Annotated in this window: 18 protein-coding genes; 7 read left to right on the top strand and 11 right to left on the bottom strand. The window is 73.7% G+C overall.

What is annotated here, in order from left to right:
- Positions 1 to 28: 28 nt before the first annotated feature.
- The 3 genes from OG444_RS08935 to OG444_RS08945 are packed head-to-tail and all read right to left on the bottom strand — an operon-like array spanning position 29 to position 2,811.
- Positions 29 to 769: an SseB family protein gene (locus tag OG444_RS08935; RefSeq protein ID WP_327261643.1), complete on the bottom strand. Its 741-nt coding sequence runs from the start codon at positions 767 to 769 to the stop codon at positions 29 to 31.
- A 21-nt stretch (positions 770 to 790) separates the two neighbouring features.
- Entirely contained in the window at positions 791 to 1,996 is a 1,206-nt protein-coding gene (gene mycP, locus OG444_RS08940; RefSeq protein WP_327261644.1) for a type VII secretion-associated serine protease mycosin, read from the bottom strand.
- Positions 1,993 to 2,811, bottom strand: a complete 819-nt coding sequence (locus OG444_RS08945) for a hypothetical protein (protein WP_327261645.1) — start codon at positions 2,809 to 2,811, stop codon at positions 1,993 to 1,995. Before OG444_RS08945 ends, mycP begins: the two co-directional genes overlap by 4 nt.
- 249 nt (positions 2,812 to 3,060) lie before the next feature.
- On the opposite strand from OG444_RS08945, the gene OG444_RS08950 reads away from it, so the two are divergent.
- Entirely contained in the window at positions 3,061 to 4,263 is a 1,203-nt protein-coding gene (locus tag OG444_RS08950; protein WP_327261646.1) for an amino acid deaminase/aldolase, read from the top strand.
- Here the strand turns inward: OG444_RS08950 and OG444_RS08955 are convergent.
- The 4 genes from OG444_RS08955 to OG444_RS08970 all read right to left on the bottom strand — a co-directional run bounded on the left by OG444_RS08955 (position 4,260) and on the right by OG444_RS08970 (position 9,201).
- On the bottom strand, positions 4,260 to 5,534 hold the full coding sequence (locus OG444_RS08955) for a haloacid dehalogenase-like hydrolase (RefSeq protein WP_327261647.1): 1,275 nt from the start codon (positions 5,532 to 5,534) through the stop codon (positions 4,260 to 4,262). The genes OG444_RS08950 and OG444_RS08955 overlap by 4 nt on opposite strands.
- Before the next feature lie 94 nt (positions 5,535 to 5,628).
- Entirely contained in the window at positions 5,629 to 6,414 is a 786-nt protein-coding gene (locus tag OG444_RS08960) for a 3-oxoacyl-ACP reductase (RefSeq protein ID WP_327261648.1), read from the bottom strand.
- Between the two features lie 5 nt (positions 6,415 to 6,419).
- Complete coding sequence (locus tag OG444_RS08965; RefSeq protein WP_327261649.1) at positions 6,420 to 7,799, bottom strand: aldehyde dehydrogenase family protein; 1,380 nt, start codon at positions 7,797 to 7,799, stop codon at positions 6,420 to 6,422.
- Between the two features lie 37 nt (positions 7,800 to 7,836).
- The gene (locus tag OG444_RS08970) at positions 7,837 to 9,201 is read right to left on the bottom strand and encodes a glutamine synthetase family protein (protein WP_327261650.1); all 1,365 of its coding nucleotides are present in this window, start codon (positions 9,199 to 9,201) and stop codon (positions 7,837 to 7,839) included.
- 77 nt (positions 9,202 to 9,278) lie between these two features.
- On the opposite strand from OG444_RS08970, the gene OG444_RS08975 reads away from it, so the two are divergent.
- From OG444_RS08975 to OG444_RS08990, 4 genes are all read left to right on the top strand, one after another.
- On the top strand, positions 9,279 to 10,025 hold the full coding sequence (locus OG444_RS08975; RefSeq protein WP_327261651.1) for a FadR/GntR family transcriptional regulator: 747 nt from the start codon (positions 9,279 to 9,281) through the stop codon (positions 10,023 to 10,025).
- A gap of 146 nt (positions 10,026 to 10,171) precedes the next feature.
- Positions 10,172 to 11,650 (top strand): ethanolamine permease, encoded by a 1,479-nt coding sequence (gene eat, locus OG444_RS08980; protein WP_327261652.1) that lies wholly within the window; start codon positions 10,172 to 10,174, stop codon positions 11,648 to 11,650.
- Between the two features lie 45 nt (positions 11,651 to 11,695).
- Positions 11,696 to 12,403, top strand: a complete 708-nt coding sequence (locus OG444_RS08985; RefSeq protein WP_327261653.1) for a gamma-glutamyl-gamma-aminobutyrate hydrolase family protein — start codon at positions 11,696 to 11,698, stop codon at positions 12,401 to 12,403.
- Between the two features lie 139 nt (positions 12,404 to 12,542).
- Positions 12,543 to 13,349 (top strand): hypothetical protein, encoded by an 807-nt coding sequence (locus tag OG444_RS08990; protein WP_327261654.1) that lies wholly within the window; start codon positions 12,543 to 12,545, stop codon positions 13,347 to 13,349.
- 45 nt (positions 13,350 to 13,394) lie between these two features.
- Here the strand turns inward: OG444_RS08990 and OG444_RS08995 are convergent, their stop codons facing one another.
- On the bottom strand, positions 13,395 to 13,742 hold the full coding sequence (locus tag OG444_RS08995; RefSeq protein WP_327261655.1) for a hypothetical protein: 348 nt from the start codon (positions 13,740 to 13,742) through the stop codon (positions 13,395 to 13,397).
- Between OG444_RS08995 and OG444_RS09000 the strand changes: the two genes are divergently transcribed.
- The gene (locus OG444_RS09000; RefSeq protein ID WP_442810475.1) at positions 13,660 to 14,433 is read left to right on the top strand and encodes a thioesterase family protein; all 774 of its coding nucleotides are present in this window, start codon (positions 13,660 to 13,662) and stop codon (positions 14,431 to 14,433) included. The two genes, OG444_RS08995 and OG444_RS09000, sit on opposite strands and share 83 nt — an antisense overlap.
- Before the next feature lie 36 nt (positions 14,434 to 14,469).
- Here the strand turns inward: OG444_RS09000 and OG444_RS09005 are convergent, their stop codons facing one another.
- Complete coding sequence (locus tag OG444_RS09005) at positions 14,470 to 15,408, bottom strand: LysR family transcriptional regulator (protein WP_327261657.1); 939 nt, start codon at positions 15,406 to 15,408, stop codon at positions 14,470 to 14,472.
- 70 nt (positions 15,409 to 15,478) lie between these two features.
- Here OG444_RS09005 and OG444_RS09010 point away from each other — a divergent pair, with 70 nt between their 5' ends.
- Positions 15,479 to 16,633 carry a TDT family transporter gene (locus tag OG444_RS09010; RefSeq protein WP_327261658.1) on the top strand — a complete coding sequence of 385 codons (1,155 nt, stop codon included), beginning with the start codon at positions 15,479 to 15,481 and terminating at the stop codon, positions 16,631 to 16,633.
- Here OG444_RS09010 and OG444_RS09015 read toward each other — a convergent pair.
- Positions 16,630 to 17,271, bottom strand: a complete 642-nt coding sequence (locus tag OG444_RS09015; RefSeq protein WP_327261659.1) for a hypothetical protein — start codon at positions 17,269 to 17,271, stop codon at positions 16,630 to 16,632. The genes OG444_RS09010 and OG444_RS09015 overlap by 4 nt on opposite strands.
- A 222-nt stretch (positions 17,272 to 17,493) precedes the next feature.
- Positions 17,494 to 18,213, bottom strand: coding sequence for a helical backbone metal receptor (locus tag OG444_RS09020; RefSeq protein ID WP_327261660.1), 720 nt, complete (start codon positions 18,211 to 18,213; stop codon positions 17,494 to 17,496).
- Between the last annotated feature and the right edge of the window lie 5 nt (positions 18,214 to 18,218).

The raw sequence follows: 18,218 nt of genomic DNA on the forward strand, positions 1-18,218 counted from the left end.
GTCGGCGGGGCGGTGGGCGGGGCGGCGGTCAGCGGGTGAACAGGGGCTCGCCGGGCGGGGCCGGAGCGTCCGGCGGCAGCAGCGCCAGGTCCAGGCCGCGGACCAGCCGGGCCCGCAGGGTGGTGTCCGCCGCCAGCGCCTCGGCGACGCGCCGGGCCGCCGCGGGCGCCTGCGCACCCCCGGCCAGCACGATCGCCAGGGTGCCGTCGGAGTCCGGGCCGCCCGGGCCGAGGTGGGCGCGCAGCACGGCCGGCTCCGCGGCCACTGCGGCCCGTACGGCCTCCCGTACGGCGGGGTCGGCCAGCGGGCCCGCGTCGGTGCGGCCCTCGGCGAGGGCGAGCAGCGCGGAGCCGGTCAGCTGGTAGGTGACGGGGCCGGCCAGGTCCAGGACCACGGTGTCGGCCTTCTCGTGCGCGGCGGCGGCGAGCGCCTGGTGCAGCGGGACGGCCACCGGCCGGGCCTCGGGGTCCCAGAGCGCGAGCGAGGCGGTCGAGGTGAAGGCGGGCAGGGCCCGCCGGTCGCCCGCCCGCAGGGTCGGCACGGCCATGTCGCTGGTCTTCTCGCGCTTCAGGCCCGTCTCCGGGTCGGTCTCCACCTCGCCGAGTACCGCGACCACCGGGACGAGGAGGCGGGCGCCCTTCAGCGCGGCCAGCACCTCCGGCTCCTTCGCCCGGTCCTCGGACCAGGCGGCCAGGGCCGCGGTCAGCCGGGGGTCGGCCGAGCCGTCGTCGTCGGAGAAGCCCGGGTCGGGAATGTTCTTGTTCGCCATGTTCGCCACAGTTACCCGACCCTACTGTGCCGCGTACGGGTCCTTGCCGCGGCCCCGGGTGCCCCGGCGCGGACGCCGTGCCAGTACGGCGGCCAGTACGAGCAGCGCCGCCCCCGCGACCGCTGCCGCCGGGGCGCCCAGCCGGGCACCGCGCTCGGGCGGGCGGGCCGGTTCGGGGTCGGGACCGAAATACGTGCTCCCGGCCGCCGCGGGCGCGGGCACCGCGGCCTCCGGGCGCATCGTGTCGGCGGCCTGGAGGGCTGCGACGGGATCGACGAGGCCGTGTCCGCGGGCGTCGTCGCGGCCGCCGGCCGGGGAGTCTGCGGCGGTCGCCTCCAGCAGCTTCTTGATCTGGGCCGGGGACAGGTCCGGGTGCGCGGCCCGGACGAGGGCCACCGCGCCGGAGACGAAGGCCGCCGCCGCGCTGGTGCCCCAGCCCTCGTAGTAGGAGCGGTCGGGATCCGCGATGACGACGTCCACGCCGGGGGCGCTGACGGTGGCGTACCAGTTGCGGGTGGAGAACTTGGCCTTCTTGCCGCGGCGGTCCACCGCGGTCACGGCGATGACCCCCGGATAGGCCGCCGGGTAGGAGACCCGGTCGCCCGCCTCCCCGCCGTTGCCCGCCGAGGCCACGACGACCACGCCCTTGGCGAGGGCGTACTGGACGGCCTCGTCCTCGCCCGCCTCGTGGTGGGCGGAGTCGCTGTCGTCGCCGAGGGACAGGTTGATCACGTCGGCGCCGTGGTCCGCGGCCCACCGGATGCCCTCGGCGAGCGCGCCGCCCTTGCTGTCGCGTGCCTTGGCACGGCCCGGGTCGCCCTCTTCGAGGATCACCCGGATGGGCAGGATCCGTGCCTGCGGGGCGATGCCGAGGACGCCCTGGCCGCGGCTGGGGCCGTGGCCGTGCCCGGCGATGATGCTCGCCATGGCGGTGCCGTGGCGGGCCCAGGCGCGGTCGCCGCGGCCGGCTCCCATGCCGATGAGGTCGGTGCCCTCCAGGACCTGGCCGGCGAGGTCGGGGTGCGCGTCGTCGACGCCGGTGTCGAGGACGGCGACCGTCACGCCGTCGCCCCGGGTGGTGCCCCAGGCCTCCTCGGCGCGCAGCGCGAGCAGGCCCCACTGGCGGTCGCGGATGTTGTCGGCGGCGGCGGGGGTCGCGGTGGCGGGCACGAGGAGGGTCGCGGCGAGCAGGGCGGTGGCCGCCTGCCCGAGGGCCCTGCGGATCATCGGGTGGACTCCGGGGTGGGTGCGGCTGTGGCGGTCGCCGCGGGTGTGGCGGGCGGGGCGGCGAGCAAGGCGACGGCGTGGCCGATGCGGTCGGCGACCGCCCGGGCCTCGTGGCCGAGGCCGGCCTGGGCTGCGGCGCCCGTGGCGTCCTTCTTCATCAGGTCCTCGGCGGGGCGGGGCGCGTCCTGAGGACGGCCGTCGGCGAAGGCGGAGACGGTGTAGACGACGACGGGGGCCTCGGCGAGTACGGACGAGGCCCAGGCGGCGCGCTGCGCGTCGGCGAACCCGTAGGCCGGCGGGGCGGTGATCCGGCCCTTGAGGGCGGCCATCGCAGGGGCGTCGGCGGGGGTGAAGACCATGCCGACGGTGATGAGGGAGCTGCGGGTGGCGTCGGTGTAGGTGGCTCGGAGCACGCGGGTGCAGCCGGTGGCGGCCAGCAGGGGCTGCCAGTCGGCGGCGAGGGCGGCGGAACACTCGGCGTCGGGGGCGAGCGCTGTCCGGGTCCAGGTGCGGTCGGCTCCGCCGGGGCCGGCGGAGGGGCCGGTCAGGACGGGCGGGAGGAGGCTGTCGACGGGGGCGGCACGCCACAGCGACTCGGCCCTGCGGTAGGCGGCGTCGGCGGGCAGGGGGCGGCCCGCGGCGCGGTGCTCGGCCCAGGTGGTGAGTGCGGCTCCGCCGACGAGGCCGCCGCCGAGGAGGACGCAGAGCGCGGCGGCGAGGACCCGTCCGGGGCGGCGGGATCCGTGCGGGGGCCGGGGCGTCGGGGGCGGTTCGGGCTCGCCCAGGATCGAGGTCCGCGGTGTCGTCGTGGTCATCCGGCGGCTCCGCCCCCCGTTCCGTACGGCTGCCTGCCCGTACTCTACGGCGTCGGGCGCAGGGGGTGCGCGGGGCGGGTGCGCGGCGGGTTCCGGTGCCGGGCCGCTGCCGGTCCGGGGTGTCGGCCGACGCCTGTGGCCCCGTCGGCGATTGAGGCGCAGGGGTCCGGGGCAGTGCCCCGGGAAACGGGCAAAGGGCGGGCGGAGAAGTACTACCCACCGGTACAGACCTCTGGCAAGCTGCCGCCCATGAACTCCCCCGCCACCGACCGCGCCCGGTACGACCGGGCGACCGCGCACCTGGACGCGCCGCTGGCCATCGTGGATCTCGACGCCTTCGACACCAATGCCGACGATCTCGTCCGCCGCGCCGCCGGCAAGCCGGTCCGGGTCGCGAGCAAGTCGGTCCGGTGCCGCGCGCTGCTGGAACGGGTGCTCGCCCGGCCCGGGTTCGCCGGGATCATGTCGTACACCCTCGCCGAGTCGCTCTGGCTGGCCCGGTCCGGTTTCGAGGACGTGCTCCTCGCCTATCCCTCCGCCGACCGCGCCGGGTTCGCCGAGCTGGCGGGCGACGCCAAGCTGGCCGGCGCCGTCACCGTGATGGTGGACGATCCGGCGCAGCTGGACCTGATCGACGCGGCCCGCGACGGCGGCGGCGAGGAGGTCAGGGTCTGTCTGGAGCTGGACACGGCCCTGCAGTTGCTCGGTGGCCGGGTCCGGATCGGGGCCCGCCGCTCGCCGCTGCGCGAGCCCGCCCAGCTGGCCGCCCTGGCTCGGGCCGTGACCGAGCGGCCCGGGTTCCGGGTCGTGGGGCTGATGGCGTACGAGGGCCATGTCGCCGGGGTCGGGGACGCGCTGGCCGGCCGCCCGCTGCGGTCCCGGGCGATCCGGCTGATGCAGGGCGCCGCCCGCAGGGAGCTGGCGGCGCGGCGGGCCGAGGTGGTGCGGGCCGTGCGGGCCGTCGTACCGGATCTGGAGTTCGTCAACGGCGGCGGGACCGGCAGCGTGCAGCAGACGGCCGCGGAGGACGCGGTGACCGAGATCGCGGCGGGTTCGGGCCTGTACGTGCCGCGGCTCTTCGACAACTACACGTCGTTCAGCGGGCGTCCGGCGGCCCTGTTCGCCCAGCCCGTGGTGCGCAGGCCCGGGGTGGGTGTGGTGACCGTGCTCGGGGGCGGCTACCCGGCGTCCGGTGCGGCGGGGGCGGACCGGCTCCCGGTGCCGTACCTGCCGCAGGGGCTGGCCTACGACCCCCAGGAGGGCGCGGGCGAGGTGCAGACCCCGTTGCTGGGGAGCCCGGCCGACGATCTGCTGATCGGCGACCGGGTCTGGTTCCGTCACGCCAAGGCGGGCGAACTGTGCGAGCGGTTCGACACCCTGCACCTGATCGAGGGCGACCGGGTCACCGAGAGCGTCCCGACCTACCGCGGCGAGGGTCGGACCTTCCTCTAGTAGACGGAGTCGCTCTGGTCGGGGACGACGCTGTGGTCGCCCCGCAGGACCGGGCCCCTGGTGCCGTCGTGGCCGACGTAGCCGGTCGTCGCGCACGGGTAGGGGTCGGTCTTCTGCTTCTTCGGTTCGATGAACATGGGGTTGACGATCCACCGGCCGTCGCTGTTGTCGTACGCCCGGCACATGAGCTCGTTCTTGTTGCGGTTGACGACGAGCCGCAGGGCGGTGGCGTCGCGCAGGAACGAGATGTCGGTGTCGGAGTCGCCGGCGGCGAACACGTGGCGGCGGGCGGCGGGCTGGACCTTCTCGGCGGCCGCGCCGCGGACGCCGAAGATCTCCTTGTTGATCCAGCAGCGCTTGCCGTCGATGTAGGTGATCATCGTGTCGGCGCCGTCCCGGACGGATCCGCAGCCCTGGAGGTGGGGGGTGAACTTGCCGCCGCGGGTGGTGGTGTTGCGGATGCCGATGACGCGGTCGGCCTTGATGCCGACGTCCTTCGCCCAGACCTCGACCACGGGCTGCGGGGACGCGGAGCTGATCCACACGTCGAAGCCGGCCCTCTGGAGGCCCTTGACCAGGTCCCGTTGCTGGTCGTAGTAGCGCACCCAGCCGGTGGCGGTGCCGCTGCCCACCTGCTGGGTGGCGCCGACGGGCGCGGCGAGGTTCTCGGTGCGGGCGGCGGCCGCGAAGCCGCGGATCTCGCGGGCGGTCCAGCCCTGCATCAGCTGGGCGAGCCAGGCGTACGAGGGGTCGGTGGTGCGGCGGTCCCAGCCGGCGAAGGCGGGGGCGCCGGCGCGGGTCGCGGCGGTTCCGTAGACGGAGTTGATCTCGTCGGCGCAGGCGGTTCCGGCGGCGGTCGCGGTGGGCAGGGGCGCGCCGGGGCGGGCGAGGGCGGCGCAGGCGTCGGCCAGGGCCCCGGTGGCGGCGGGGGTGAGGTGGCGGCTGGTGGTGGACCAGTCCCCGGCGGCGGGCTGGCGGATCCGGCCGTTGCGCAGGAGCCAGAACATGGTGGCGTCGCCGACGTCGTTCTTGACGACGGTGTTGTCCCAGTCGAAGACGGCGACGGGCCTGGCGCCGCCGGGGCGGTACGGGTTGCAGTTGCCGTACTGGTCGATGAGCTGCTGGAGCCGGGCCCGGTTGTCCCCGTACCAGCCGGGGCCGACCGTGACCCGGGGGCAGGGTGCGTGGCCCGCCTGGGCCGGCGGGGCGAGCAGGAGACCGGATCCGGTGACCGCCATCAGGGCGAGGGGGGCCGCCCACTTTCTCTGCATGCTGCTCCTTCGGGGGGATGGAACGGGCAACGGAACGGCCGGGCACCTTGCGGCGCCCGGCCGGCCGGGGCGGGGGGGGGTGGTGCGGGTCTGCCTACAGCGGGGTCACGTACGCGCCCGAGATGCCGCCGTCGACGAGGAAGTCGGTGGCGTTGATGAAGGAGGAGTCGTCGCTGGCGAGGAAGGCGACGGCGGCCGCGATCTCGGTGGGCTCGGCGAAGCGGCCCAGCGGGATGTGGACGAGGCGACGGGCGGCGCGCTCGGGGTCCTTGGCGAACAGTTCCTGCAGCAGGGGGGTGTTGACGGGCCCGGGGCACAGGGCGTTGACGCGGATGCCCTCGCGGGCGAACTGCACGCCCAGCTCGCGGGACATGGCGAGGACGCCGCCCTTGGACGCGGTGTAGGAGATCTGGGAGGTGGCGGCGCCCATGATCGCGACGAAGGAGGCGGTGTTGATGATGGAGCCGCGGCCCTGGCGCTGCATGTAGGGCAGGGCGGCCTTGCAGCACAGGTAGACGGAGGTGAGGTTGACGTCCTGGACGCGCTTCCAGGCCTCCAGGCCGGTGGTCAGGATGGAGTCGTCGTCCGGGGGCGAGATGCCCGCGTTGTTGAAGGCGATGTCGACCGAGCCGTAGGTGTCGAAGGCCGTCCTGAAGAGCGCCTCGACCTCCTCGGGGCTGGTGACGTCGACCTTGACGAACAGACCGCCGACCTCCTCGGCGGCGGCCTTGCCGGCCGTCGCGTCGATGTCCGCGCAGACCACGTTGGCGCCTTCGGAGGCCAGGCGGCGGGCGGTGGCGAGGCCGATGCCGCTGCCGGCTCCGGTGATGACGGCGGTGCGGCCGACCAGGCGGCGGCAGATGATCTCTTCGTTCGACATGTGGTTCAGGCCTCCGTGCTGATGAAGACGTTCTTGGTCTCGGTGAAAGCGGTGAGGGCGTCGGGTCCGAGCTCGCGGCCGAGTCCGGACTGCTTGTAGCCGCCGAAGGGGGTCCAGTAGCGGACGCTGCTGTGCGAGTTGACGGACAGGTTGCCGGCGGCGACGGCACGCGAGACGCGCAGCGCGCGGCCGATGTCGCGGGTCCAGAGGGAGCCGGAGAGGCCGTACTCGGTCGCGTTGGCCAGGCGTACGGCGTCCTCCTCGTCCTCGAAGGGCAGGACGACGGCGACCGGCCCGAAGACCTCCTCGGCGGCGACGGGCGCGGTGGGGGCGACGTCCGTGACGAGGGTGGGCGGGTACCAGAAGCCGGGGCCCTCGGGGGCGGTGCCCCGGATCGCGGTGAGGTCGTCCGTGACGAAGGACCGTACGCGCTCCAGCTGGGTCCGGGAGATCAGCGGGCCCATCTGCGTCTTCTCGTCGAGCGGGTCGCCGACGGTCACGGCCGCGATGCCGGGGGCGACGAGCTCCAGGAAGCGGTCGTAGACGGAGCGCTGTACGAGGATCCGGGTGCGGGCGCAGCAGTCCTGGCCGGTGTTGTCGAGGAAGGCCATGGGGGCGGCGGCGGCCGCGGCTTCGAGGTCGGCGTCGGCGAAGACGATGTTGGGGCTCTTGCCGCCGAGTTCGAGGGTGACGCGCTTCACCCGGTCGGCGCACTTGGCCATGATCTGCTTGCCGACGCGGGTGGACCCGGTGAAGACGATCTTCGCGATTCCGGGGTGTTCGACCAGCGCGTCGCCGGTGACGTCCCCTCGGCCGGGGAGCACCTGGAAGAGGTGCTCGGGGATCCCGGCCTCGAGGGCGAGTTCGGCGAGGCGCAGCGCGGTCAGGGGGGTGGTCTCGGCGGGCTTGAGGATGACGGCGTTGCCGGCGGCGAGGGCCGGGGCCAGGCCCCAGGCTGCGATCGGCATCGGGAAGTTCCACGGGGCGATCACGCCGATGACGCCGAGGGGTTCGAGGAAGGTGATGTCGATGCCGCCGGCGACGGGGATCTGGCGGCCCGAGAGCCGTTCCACTCCCCCGGCGGCGAAGTCCAGGAGGTCGCGTACGTTGCCGGCCTCCCAGCGGGCGTTGCCGATGGTGTGACCGGCTTCGCGGACCTCCAGCTGTGCCAGTTCCTCGATGTGGCCGTCGACGACCGCGGCGAAGCGGCGCAGCAGCCGGGCCCGGTCGGCGGGGGCGGCCGCCGCCCAGGCGCGCTGGGCAGCGGCGGCCCGGGCGACGGCGGCGTCGACATCGTCCCGTGTGGCGGCCGGGACGATGGCGACGGTTTCCTCGGTGGCCGGATTCAACACTCTTAGATTGAAGGGGGCCAGCGCATCGGACACGTGGTGCCTCACAGTTTCGTTCGGTGGTGTGCGGTGGCTACAGGCGTTCGAAGGAGCGGCGCAGCTCCCAGTCGGTCACCGCGGAGTCGTAGGCGTCGAGTTCCACGCGGGCCATGTTGCGGTAGTGCGCGACCACTTCGGGGCCGAAGGCGGCCTTGGCGATCTCGCTGTTCTCCCAGAGCTCGGCGGCCTCGCGCAGGGTGGCGGGGACGTGGGCGTAGTCGGCGGTGTACGCGTTCCCGGCGCAGGCCTCGGGGAGCTCCAAGCGGTTCTCGATGCCGTAGAGCCCGGCCGCGACCAGGCCGGCGACGGCGAGGTACGGGTTGACGTCGCCGCCGGGGAGGCGGTTCTCGAAGCGCATGGACCGGCCGTGGCCGACGACCCGCAGCGCGCAGGTCCGGTTGTCCACGCCCCAGGCGACGGCGGTCGGCGCGAAGGATCCCGGCCGGAAACGCTTGTACGAATTGATGTTGGGGGCGTAGAGAAGGGAGAAGTCGCGCAGCGCGGCCAGCTGGCCGGCCAGGAAGTGTCGCATCACCGGTGACATACCGCCCGGGCCGTCCCCGGCCATCGCGTTGTGTCCCTCGGTGTCGGCAAGCGAGAGGTGGATGTGACAGGAGTTGCCCTCGCGCTCGTCGAACTTCGCCATGAAGGTGAGCGAGACACCTTCCTGGGAGGCGATCTCCTTCGCTCCGGTCTTGTAGACGGAGTGCTGGTCGCAGGTGGTCAGCGCCTCGTCGTAGCGGAAGGCGATCTCGTGCTGGCCGAGGTTGCACTCCCCCTTGGCCGACTCGACGATCAGGCCCGCCGCCTGCATCTCGTTGCGGATCCGGCGCAGCAGGGGTTCGATGCGGCCGGTCCCGAGGACGGAGTAGTCGATGTTGTACTGGTTGGCGGGCGTCAGGCCGCGGTAGCCGGAGTTCCAGGCCTGCTCGTAGGTGTCCTGGAAGACCATGAACTCCAGCTCGGTGCCGACCATCGCGGTGTACCCGGCCTCGGCGAGGCGCTCCAGCTGGCGGCGCAGGATCTGCCGGGGGGCGGCGACGACGGGCGAGCCGTCGTTCCAGGCGAGGTCGGCGAGGAGGAAGGCGCTGCCCGGGTTCCAGGGGATGCGGCGCAAGGTGGCGAGGTCGGGGTGCATGGCGAAGTCGCCGTAGCCCCGGTCCCACGAGGACATCTCGAAGCCGTCGACGGTGTTCATGTCGGTATCGACGGCGAGGAGGTAGTTGCAGCCCTCGGTACCGTGCTCGAGGACCTCGTCGAGGAAGAACTGTGCGGCGAACCGCTTGCCCTGGAGCCGCCCCTGCATGTCGGGGAAGGCCAGGACGACTGTGTCGATCTCACCGCTGGCGACGAGGGAGCGGAGCTCCTCGGGCGCGAGCGGCGGCTTGCGGTCTACCACTGGAATCTCTCCTTCGGTGAGCCGAGGAGGCCTAAGGTATTGAATAGAACCATTGCTTGGGAAGGGGAGGGGCCGAGATGACCGATACGGCGAGCGAAGGCGACGCGGTCGCACGACTGAATCCCGTGCTGCGGCAGGTGCGGGCGGGCAACGGTTTCGAGGAGGCGCTGGAGCAGATCCTCCAGGTCGTCCGGCTGGGTCTGGTGCCGGGCGGCGAACGACTGCCGCCCGAGCGCGAACTGGCGGAACGGATGGGGATCAGCCGGGTCACCCTGCGCGAGGTGCTGAAGGTGCTGCAGGACCAGGGCCTGGTGGAGGCCCGGCGCGGACGGTACGGCGGAACGTTCGTGCTGCCCCGCCCCGACACCCCGGCCGGAGGCACCGAGGAGGAGCTGCGCCGGCGCGTGGCGGGGGTGGACATCGAGGACGCCCTGCGGTTCCGCGAGGTCCTGGAGGTGGGGGCGGCCGGACTGTGCGCCTCCCAGGGGCTGACCGAGGAGGGGTCGAAGCGGCTGCTCAGCGCCCTGGCGGCCACGCACGACGCCCCGCTCGCCGACTACCGCCGCCAGGACACCCTCTTCCACCTGACCCTGTCCGAACTGGCCGGGTCCGCGACGCTGACGGCCCAGTACGCGGCCGTCCGGGCCACCGTGAACGACCTGCTGGACTGCATCCCGCTGCTGGTGCGGAACCTGGAGCACTCCCAGCAGCAGCACAGCACGCTGGTGGAGGCCGTGCTGGCGGGCGATTCGGCCGGGGCCCGCGAGACCATGCGCGAGCACTGCTGCGGCACGGCGGCGCTGCTGCGCGGCTTCCTGGCCTGAGCGGCTCCGTGGCGGGCCGGAGGGGCGACCCGGGAAGTGGCCCGGGAGGGATTCGTAACTTCTGTTTAACGCAGAGGTCTTGCGCACTCCGCCCCTCTAAGGCAAAGGTACGCCCCACAACCATTGCCCTGAGGCAGGAGCGCACGATGGCCGACGACATCGAGGCACGGCTCGCCGCCGTACCCGCACCCACCAAGTCCCCCGACGGCGGGGACGGCCCCGACGAGTACCTCGCGCGCCGGACGCTGCGCCGCGGCAGCGCCGGCTGGCTGCTCCTCACCGGCCTCGGCGTCGCCTACGTCGTCTCCGGGGACTTCTCCGGCTGGAACGTCGGCCTCGACAAGGGCGGCTTCGGCGGCCTCGCCATCGCCACCGTCCTGATGGGCGCGATGTACGCCTGTCTGGTCTTCTCGCTCGCCGAGCTGTCCACGATCCTGCCGACGGCGGGCGGCGGCTACGGATTCGCCCGCCGCGCGCTCGGCCCCTGGGGCGGCTTCCTCACCGGCACCGCCATCCTGATCGAGTACATCCTGGCCCCGGCCGCGATCGTCATCTTCATCGGCGACTACGTCGAGTCCCTCGGCCTCTTCGGTCTCACCTCGAGCTGGCCGGTCTACCTCGGCTGCTTCGTCATCTTCATCGGCGTCCACCTCTGGGGCGTCGGCGAGGCGCTGCGCTTCAGCCTCGTCGTGACCGCGATCGCCGTCGCCGCGCTGCTGATCTTCGCGGTGGGGGCCTTCACCGAGTTCGACGCCTCCGGCCTCAACGACATCCCCGTCGACGCGAACGCCTTCGGCTCCAACTCCTGGCTTCCGCTGGGCCTGCTGGGCATCTGGGCCGCGTTCCCCTTCGGCATGTGGTTCTTCCTCGGGGTGGAGGGCGTACCGCTGGCGGCCGAGGAGGCCAAGGACCCGGTCCGCTCCATGCCGAAGGCCCTGTCCATCTCCATGGGCATCCTCGCCCTCCTCGCCCTGATCACCTTCTTCGCCGCGACCGGCGCCCAGGGCGCCGACGCCGTCAAGGACGCCGGCAACCCGCTGGTGGTGGCCCTGGAAGGGGACGGCGGCCCGACCGCGCTGAGCCGCTTCGTGAACTACGCCGGCCTGGCCGGCCTGGTGGCCTCGTTCTTCTCGCTCATCTACGCGGGCTCGCGCCAGCTCTTCGCGCTCTCCCGGGCCGGCTACCTGCCCCGCTTCCTCTCGCTCACCTCGAAGCGCAAGGCCCCGTACCTGGGTCTCGTCATCCCCGGCGCGATCGGCTTCGCCCTGGCCGCGGCCACCGGCGACGGAGCCCGCATGCTCAACATCGCGGTGTTCGGCGCCACCATCTCCTACGCCCTGATGGCGCTGTCGCACATCGTGCTGCGCCGCCGGGAGCCGGACCTGGAGCGCCCGTACCGCACCCCGGGCGGAGTCCTGACCTCCTCGGTGGCCTTCGTACTCGCCCTGTCGGCCCTCGTCGCCACCTTCCTGGTGGACAAGGACGCCGCATTCATCGCGCTGGCCGTGTACGCCGTCGCCCTCGCCTACTTCGCGATCTACAGTCGGCACCACCTGGTGGCCTCGGCCCCGGAGGAGGAGTTCGCGGCTCTGGCGGAAGCCGAGGCGGAACTGAGCCGTGACTGAAACCCTGTTCCTGCCCTGCCCTGCCCCCTGCTGGAGGTAACGAACGTGCCCAGGCCGCTCATCGGCATCACCACCTACGTCGAGGATTCCACCCGCTACGGCGTGTGGGACCTCCCGACATCCCTCGTACCGACCGGGTACTACGAACTCGTCCAGGCGGCGGGCGGCGCGGCCGTGCTGCTCCCGCCGGACGAACCCGGGTCGGCGGCGGAGGTGCTGAGCCGGGTGGACGGCCTGGTCGTCGCGGGCGGTCCGGACCTGGACCCGGTGCACTACGGAGCCGCGCGCGACTCCCGTACGGGCGCCCCCGCCACGGTCCGCGACCACTGGGAGCTGGCGCTGATCGCCGCGGCGCTGGACGCGGACATGCCCGTGCTCGGCATCTGCCGGGGCATGCAGGCGCTGAACGTCGCCCTGGGCGGCACGCTGATCCAGCACATCGACGGTCACTTCGAGACCCCGGGCGCCACGTCCTGGCACCCGGTCCGGCCGGTCGCGGGCACCCGGTACGCGGACCTGGTCCCCGAGGAGGCTCAGGTCCCGACCTACCACCACCAGGCGGTCGACCGGCTAGGCCGCGGCCTGGTCGTCTCGGCCCACGCGGTCGACGGCACGGTGGAGGCGATCGAACTGCCGGATGCGGAGCGGTGGGTGCTGGGTGTCCAGTGGCACCCGGAGCGGGACACGGACACGCGGGTGATGTCCGCCCTCGTCGAAGCGGCCTCGGTGCGTACCGCGGTACCGGTGGGCTGACGGACCGCCGGTCGCGCGGCCCCGGCGCCTTCCCCGGCGCCGCGGCCGCGCGGCCCCGCACCCCCGCCCCGCCCGAGCCCCGCGCCGGGCGCGGCTGCCACAAATGGCCCATCGACAGCCGGGCGCGCACGCTGGATGGGTGAGCACCGACGCGCACCGCACGGCGAAGGGGCCGGTGGCCGGTTTCCTGGACAACCCGGTCGTGGGCATGGCGCCGTGGATCATCTTCTCGCTGCTGGTCGGCCCCGGACGGTTCGAACTGGCCGTCGGACTGGCCCTCGCCACGGCGGTCGCCCTGATCGCAGTGGGCCACCTGGTCAACCGCGGCAGCTCCTGGAAGCTGCTGGAACTGGCCGACGTGGTCTTCTTCGCGTCGATGGCCGTCATCGGAGCCCTCGTCGACGACGGAACCCTGCGCTGGCTGGAGACGTACGCGGGCGAGGTGGCCAACATCGCGCTGGCGGTGATCGCCTTCGGCTCGATGGCGATCCGGATGCCGTTCACGATCCAGTACGCCCGCGAACAGGTCGATCCGTCCCTCTGGCACACGCGCGGCTTCCTGCACACCAACTACATGATCACCGGGGCCTGGGGCATCGCCTTCCTGGTGGCCGCCGCCGCGGGAGCGTACGGCGATCTGGTGCTGCACAACCCGAACAACATCTGGACCGGCTGGATCATCCAGATCCTGGCGATCGTCGCCGCCGTGAAGTTCACCGTCTGGTACCCGGACGTCGCCCGCGCCCGGGCGGTCCGCGAAGCCTCCGGCCTGCCTGCCGAGCCCACGCGGTGGGCGGGTTTCCTGGTGCCGCTGGCGGGCCTGCTCGTACCGATCGGCATCGCCGTCCTGATCTTCGACAACATGTGGTGGCTGGGCGTCGCGCTGATCGTGGTGGGCTCGCTCCTGACGAAGCGCCTGCAGGCCCGGTCCCAAGCCCCGGGTTGACGCCGGCCGGGCCTGTGGCGGTGGCCCGGCGACTCCCCGTACGGCTCAGCTGAAGACGACCGACCGCAGGTGCAGACGGGCCGAGCCGTGGCCCGTGATCGGCCGCAGCGTGAAGAAGTCCCCTTCGCAGCCGGGTTCGGTGAAGACCGTCGCCGTGGAGGTGGTCCTGTTGCGCGGCGAGTGCGCCGGGGAACTGGCAGCGGGGTCGGCGACCTCGGGCAACGTGATGCACTCCCGGCTCTCGGGGTCTTCCAGGATCACCGGCAGGGGGCGGCCGTCGAGGCCCGTGACCGTGTACTGGAACTCTCCCGTGGCCGCCGAGGCCGAGGTCGGGACGGTCAGCAGGAGCGTGAAGGCGCCGAAAGCGGCGACCGCGGCATGGCGAAGACGCATCAGGGTTTCTCCTCATGGGGGACGCGTGCGGGAGTCACCTTTCCTGGCGCGGCGGCCCGAACCGTTGGCGCTCGCGCGGATCAGCTACGACATCCTCGGCCGCATCGCCCTCGACGAGTGCGGGATCACCGTCGAGACCCTTCGGCCGGGCCGCACCATCGAGCTCCTCGAAGCGAGCGTGGTCATCGGCGGCCGTACCGTGGTCCGCGCCCGCGCCTGGCTGCTGGCCACCCTGGACTCCTCCTCCGTGGCCGACAGCCCCCACACGCGGCTGCCCGCCCCGGAGGAACTCGACGTCTGGGCGATGGACGAGGAGTGGAGCGGCGGCTACGTCTCCTCCATCGAGGTACGCCGGACACCCCCGTCCCGCCGCGGCCGGACGACCGCGGCCTGGGTGTCCTCACCCCTCACCCTGGTCGCGGGCGAGCCGGTCAGTGCCCTCGCCTCGTACATGGCGCTCGTGGACACGGCGAACGGCATCGCGGTCCAGCAGGACCCCACCGCGTGGATGTTCCCGAACCTCGACCTGACCGTCCACCTGCACCGTCCGCCCAGCGGCCCGTGGACCGGCCTGGACACCACCGTCACCTTCGGCCCGTCGGGTCAGGGACTCACCAGCAGCGTCCTGCACGACATCGACGGCCCGGTCGGCCACGCGGAACAGATCCTCACGGTCCGCCCGCTGTCCTAGGTCCTGTCGATCAGGGCGGGCTCGCGGCGCCCGGCGCTACTTCGCGGGCACGCCCTGGCCACCTCGGGTCAGGGACAGCAGGTCACGGGCCGGGCCCGCCGGGCGGGCGCCCGCGGGCCAGACCGCCCGGAGGGCCCGACCGAGCTCCGCTCCCGTCACCGGTACCTCCACCAGCCGGCGCGCCGCCAGTTCGTCCACCACGGCCAGCTCCGACAGCACGCACGGCCCGGCACCGCCCAGCGCCGCCGCCTTCACCGCCGTGGTCGACGCCAGTTCCAGCAGCGGCGCGGCCAGCCCGCCGGCCGAGGCCAGTGCGGCGTCGAGGACCTGCCGCGTCCCGGATCCGCGCTCGCGCAGGATCAGCGGGGTCGAGGCCAGTTCCGCCGCTTCCACCCCCCGCGTCCGCCGTGCCCACGAATGGCCCGGGGCCACCGCCACCACCAGCCGGTCCTGGGCGATCACCACAGAGTCCAGCCCCTCGGGCACGGTGAGCCCCTCGACGAAGCCGAGGTCGGCCTCGTGCGTGAGCACCCGCTCGGCGACCACCGCCGAGTTCCCGGCGTGCAGGGACACTGCCGTGTCCGGGCGCTGGCCGCGCAGGGCGATCAGCCAGCCCGGCAGCAGGTACTCCGCGATGGTCATGCTGGCGGCCACCCGCAGCCGCGAGTCCCGTCGGCCCCGCAGCGCCTGCGCGCCCGCGTCAAAGGCTTCCGCCGCCTCCACCACCCGCCGGGCCCAGTCCGTGACGAGCGCACCCTCGGCCGTCAGCGTCGACCCCCGCGGGGATCGGTCCACCAGGGCCACGCCGAGCCGGGTCTCCATCGCCCGGATCCGGCTGCTCGCCGCGGGCTGGGTGATGCCGAGGCGACGGGCCGCGCCGCTCAGGCTGCCGACCCGCGCGACCGCGAGCAGCAGCTCCAGCGCGCCCAGGTCCGGTACCCGGTGTGCCAGCGGAACCCACTCGTCGTTACCCATAACATCAGTTTATGGCCTCATAGGAAGATGACCTCTGCCGCCCCGTCCGCCCCGCCGCGAGGCTGGATCCATGGCCACCACCCTCGTGCTATCCCCCGCCCGGACCTCCCGCGCGCTCCGGGCCCACAAGGCCCCCGCGCTGCGACACCTCGGCCCCAACTGGTACGCCTCCGTCATGGGCACGGCGATCGTCGCCAACGCCGGTGCGACCCTCCCGTACCAGCTCCCCGGCCAGCGCGTGGCCTGCCAGCTCGTCTGGGCGCTGTCCGCCGCCGTCCTCGCCGCCCTGCTCACGGCCCGCGCCGGGCACTGGCTCCACCACCGCGACCAGGCCCGCGCCCACCTCCTGGACCCGGCCGTCGCCCCCTTCTACGGCTGCCTCTCGATGGCGCTGCTGGCCGTCGGCGGCGGCACCCTCATCGTCGGCAAGGACCTCATCGGGACCGGCGCCGCCGTCGCCGTGGACGCCGTGCTCTTCACCGCCGGTACCGCGATCGGCCTGGTCATGGCCGTGGCCGTGCCCTACCTGATGGTCGTACGGCACAAGGTCGAGCCCGGGCAGGCCACTCCCGTCTGGCTGCTCCCCCTGGTCTCCCCGATGGTCTCCGCCGCCACGGGGCCGCTGCTGATACCCCACCTGCCCGCCGGCCAGCCGCGCGAGGCCCTGCTGCTCGCCTGCTACGCCATGTTCGGCATCAGTCTGCTCGCCACCCTGCTGATGCTCCCCCTGATCTTCGGGCGGCTGCTCGTGGGCGGCCCGCTGCCGCTGGTCCTGACCCCCACCCTGTTCCTGGTCCTCGGCCCCCTCGGCCAGTCCACCACCGCCGTCAACCAGCTCGCCGATGTCGCCCCCCAGTCGATCGACGGCGCCTACGCGGACGCGCTGGGTGCCTTCGCGGTCGTCTACGGGGTCCCCGTGATGGGCTTCGCCCTGCTGTGGCTGGCGCTGGCCGTGGCCATGCTGGTCCGGGCTGCCCGGGGTGGCATGGGCTTCGCGATGACCTGGTGGGCCCTGACCTTTCCCGTCGGCACCTGCGTCACCGGCGCCGCCGGCCTGGCCCGCCACACCGGCCTGACCGCCTTCGCCTGGCTCGCCGCCGTCCTCTTCCTGGCCCTGCTGACCGCCTGGCTCCTGGCCACCGCCCACACCCTCCGCGGCCTGCTCTCGGGCCGCCTCCTGGCCGGCCAGGGCATTCCTGTCCGCGGCGACAGCACCAGCTCCTAGCTCCGGTATCCCCAGCGGGCGTGCCCGTCCTTGCCCATGAAGCACTTCGCCGGGCGGCCGTCCACGGTGGTGGCGCTCGCCCCGACCGGCGAGCAGGAACGGCCGAACTGGACGCCGCCGGCGCCCCCGCCGCCGCTCGTACCGCTGCCTCCGCTGCCGCCCCCGCCGTCCTCCGTACGCCTGGGCTCGGGTTTCGGCTTCGCCTCCGGCGTGGGAGCGGGGGGTGCGGCCGGAGCGGGCTCCGGGCGCAGCCGGGTCCCTTCCTTCTCCGGGCACTTCACGTCCGGCGCCGCCACCACCACACGCGTCTCACCGGCCTTGACGGCGACGCCCTCGTCCGGGCTCTGGAAGCACACCAGCCAAGCGGCAGGGTCGGCAGGCAGGTCGACATCCGTGTACGCGCTCGCGAGCTGGGGGGCGCCACCACCGGCAGCCTCGATCCGATGGGCCGCGTCCGCGTAGCTGACGCCGACGGCCTGCGGCATGAGCGCGGCCGACGGGGTGGGGCTGGGGGGCGGCGCCGCCTGCGCGGTGACCGTGACCGTGACGGTGACCGTCGGGGCCGGCACCGGCTCCGCCCCGGATCCCGGCGAGCACGCTGCGGCGATCAAGGCCAGCACGAAGGCGATCGCCAGCATCCCGCCACAGCCCAGGATCGTCTTATGCCTCGCACCGAACCGGCTGGGGGCCGAGGGCTCAGGCGTCGAAGGCTCCGGCGGAGGATGCATGGCATAGCCATGAGTAGGCAGCTTGGACACGGAGCTCCTCCGACGACCTGCTCGATTCCGGGGAGCCTACCGGCCCGCCGCGGCGTCCTGACCGGCCGGGAGCATCCCGGAGGACACCGCGGGCGACATCCCTCAGCGCGCCGCGCGCAGGGCCTGCGCCAGTACCGCCGGAGCCTCGGCCAGCGAGGGGCCGTACCAGGTCAGGTGCCGGCCGTCGACCAGGGCGGCCGGCAGGCCCGGGAAGGCTTCCGGCCCGTCCTCGGCCGAGAAGCGGTACGGCTCGTCCGGGAGCACCACGAGATCGCAGCCGGCGGCCGCCAGTTCCTCCACCGGCACCCGGGGATACCGCTCCGGGTGCCCGGCGTACACGTTGCGGACCCCCAGCCGCGCGAGCAGGTCCCCCGCGAAGGTGTCCCGGCCCAGCACCATCCACGGCCGCCGCCACACCGGTACGAAGGCGGTGCGCGCGTTGCCCGGCTCCAGGCGGGCCCATGCCGCCTCCGCGTCCGTCAGCCACCCCGGCCGGGCCAGACCCAGCGCCCCCACCAGCACCCTGTCCAGCTCCCGCAGCGCCTGCGGCAGGTCCCGGACCTCGGTGACGAGCACCTGGAGGCCGGCAGCGCGCAGCGCCGCCAGGTCGGGGGCCCGGTTCTCCTCCTCGTTGGCGATGACCAGGTCCGGCCGGAGCTCCACGATCCGCGGCACGTCGGGGTTCTTCGTCCCCCCGATCCGCACCGCCGCCCCGAGGTCCGCGGGGTGCGTGCACCAGTCCGTGACCCCGGTCAGCAGCCCCGGAGCGGTCACGGCGACCGCCTCGGTCAGCGACGGCACCAGCGATACGACCCGCCGCACGCCGC

The sequence above is a fragment of the Streptomyces sp. NBC_01232 genome, from assembly GCF_035989885.1.
In the GTDB taxonomy this organism is placed as follows: Bacteria; Actinomycetota; Actinomycetes; order Streptomycetales; family Streptomycetaceae; genus Streptomyces.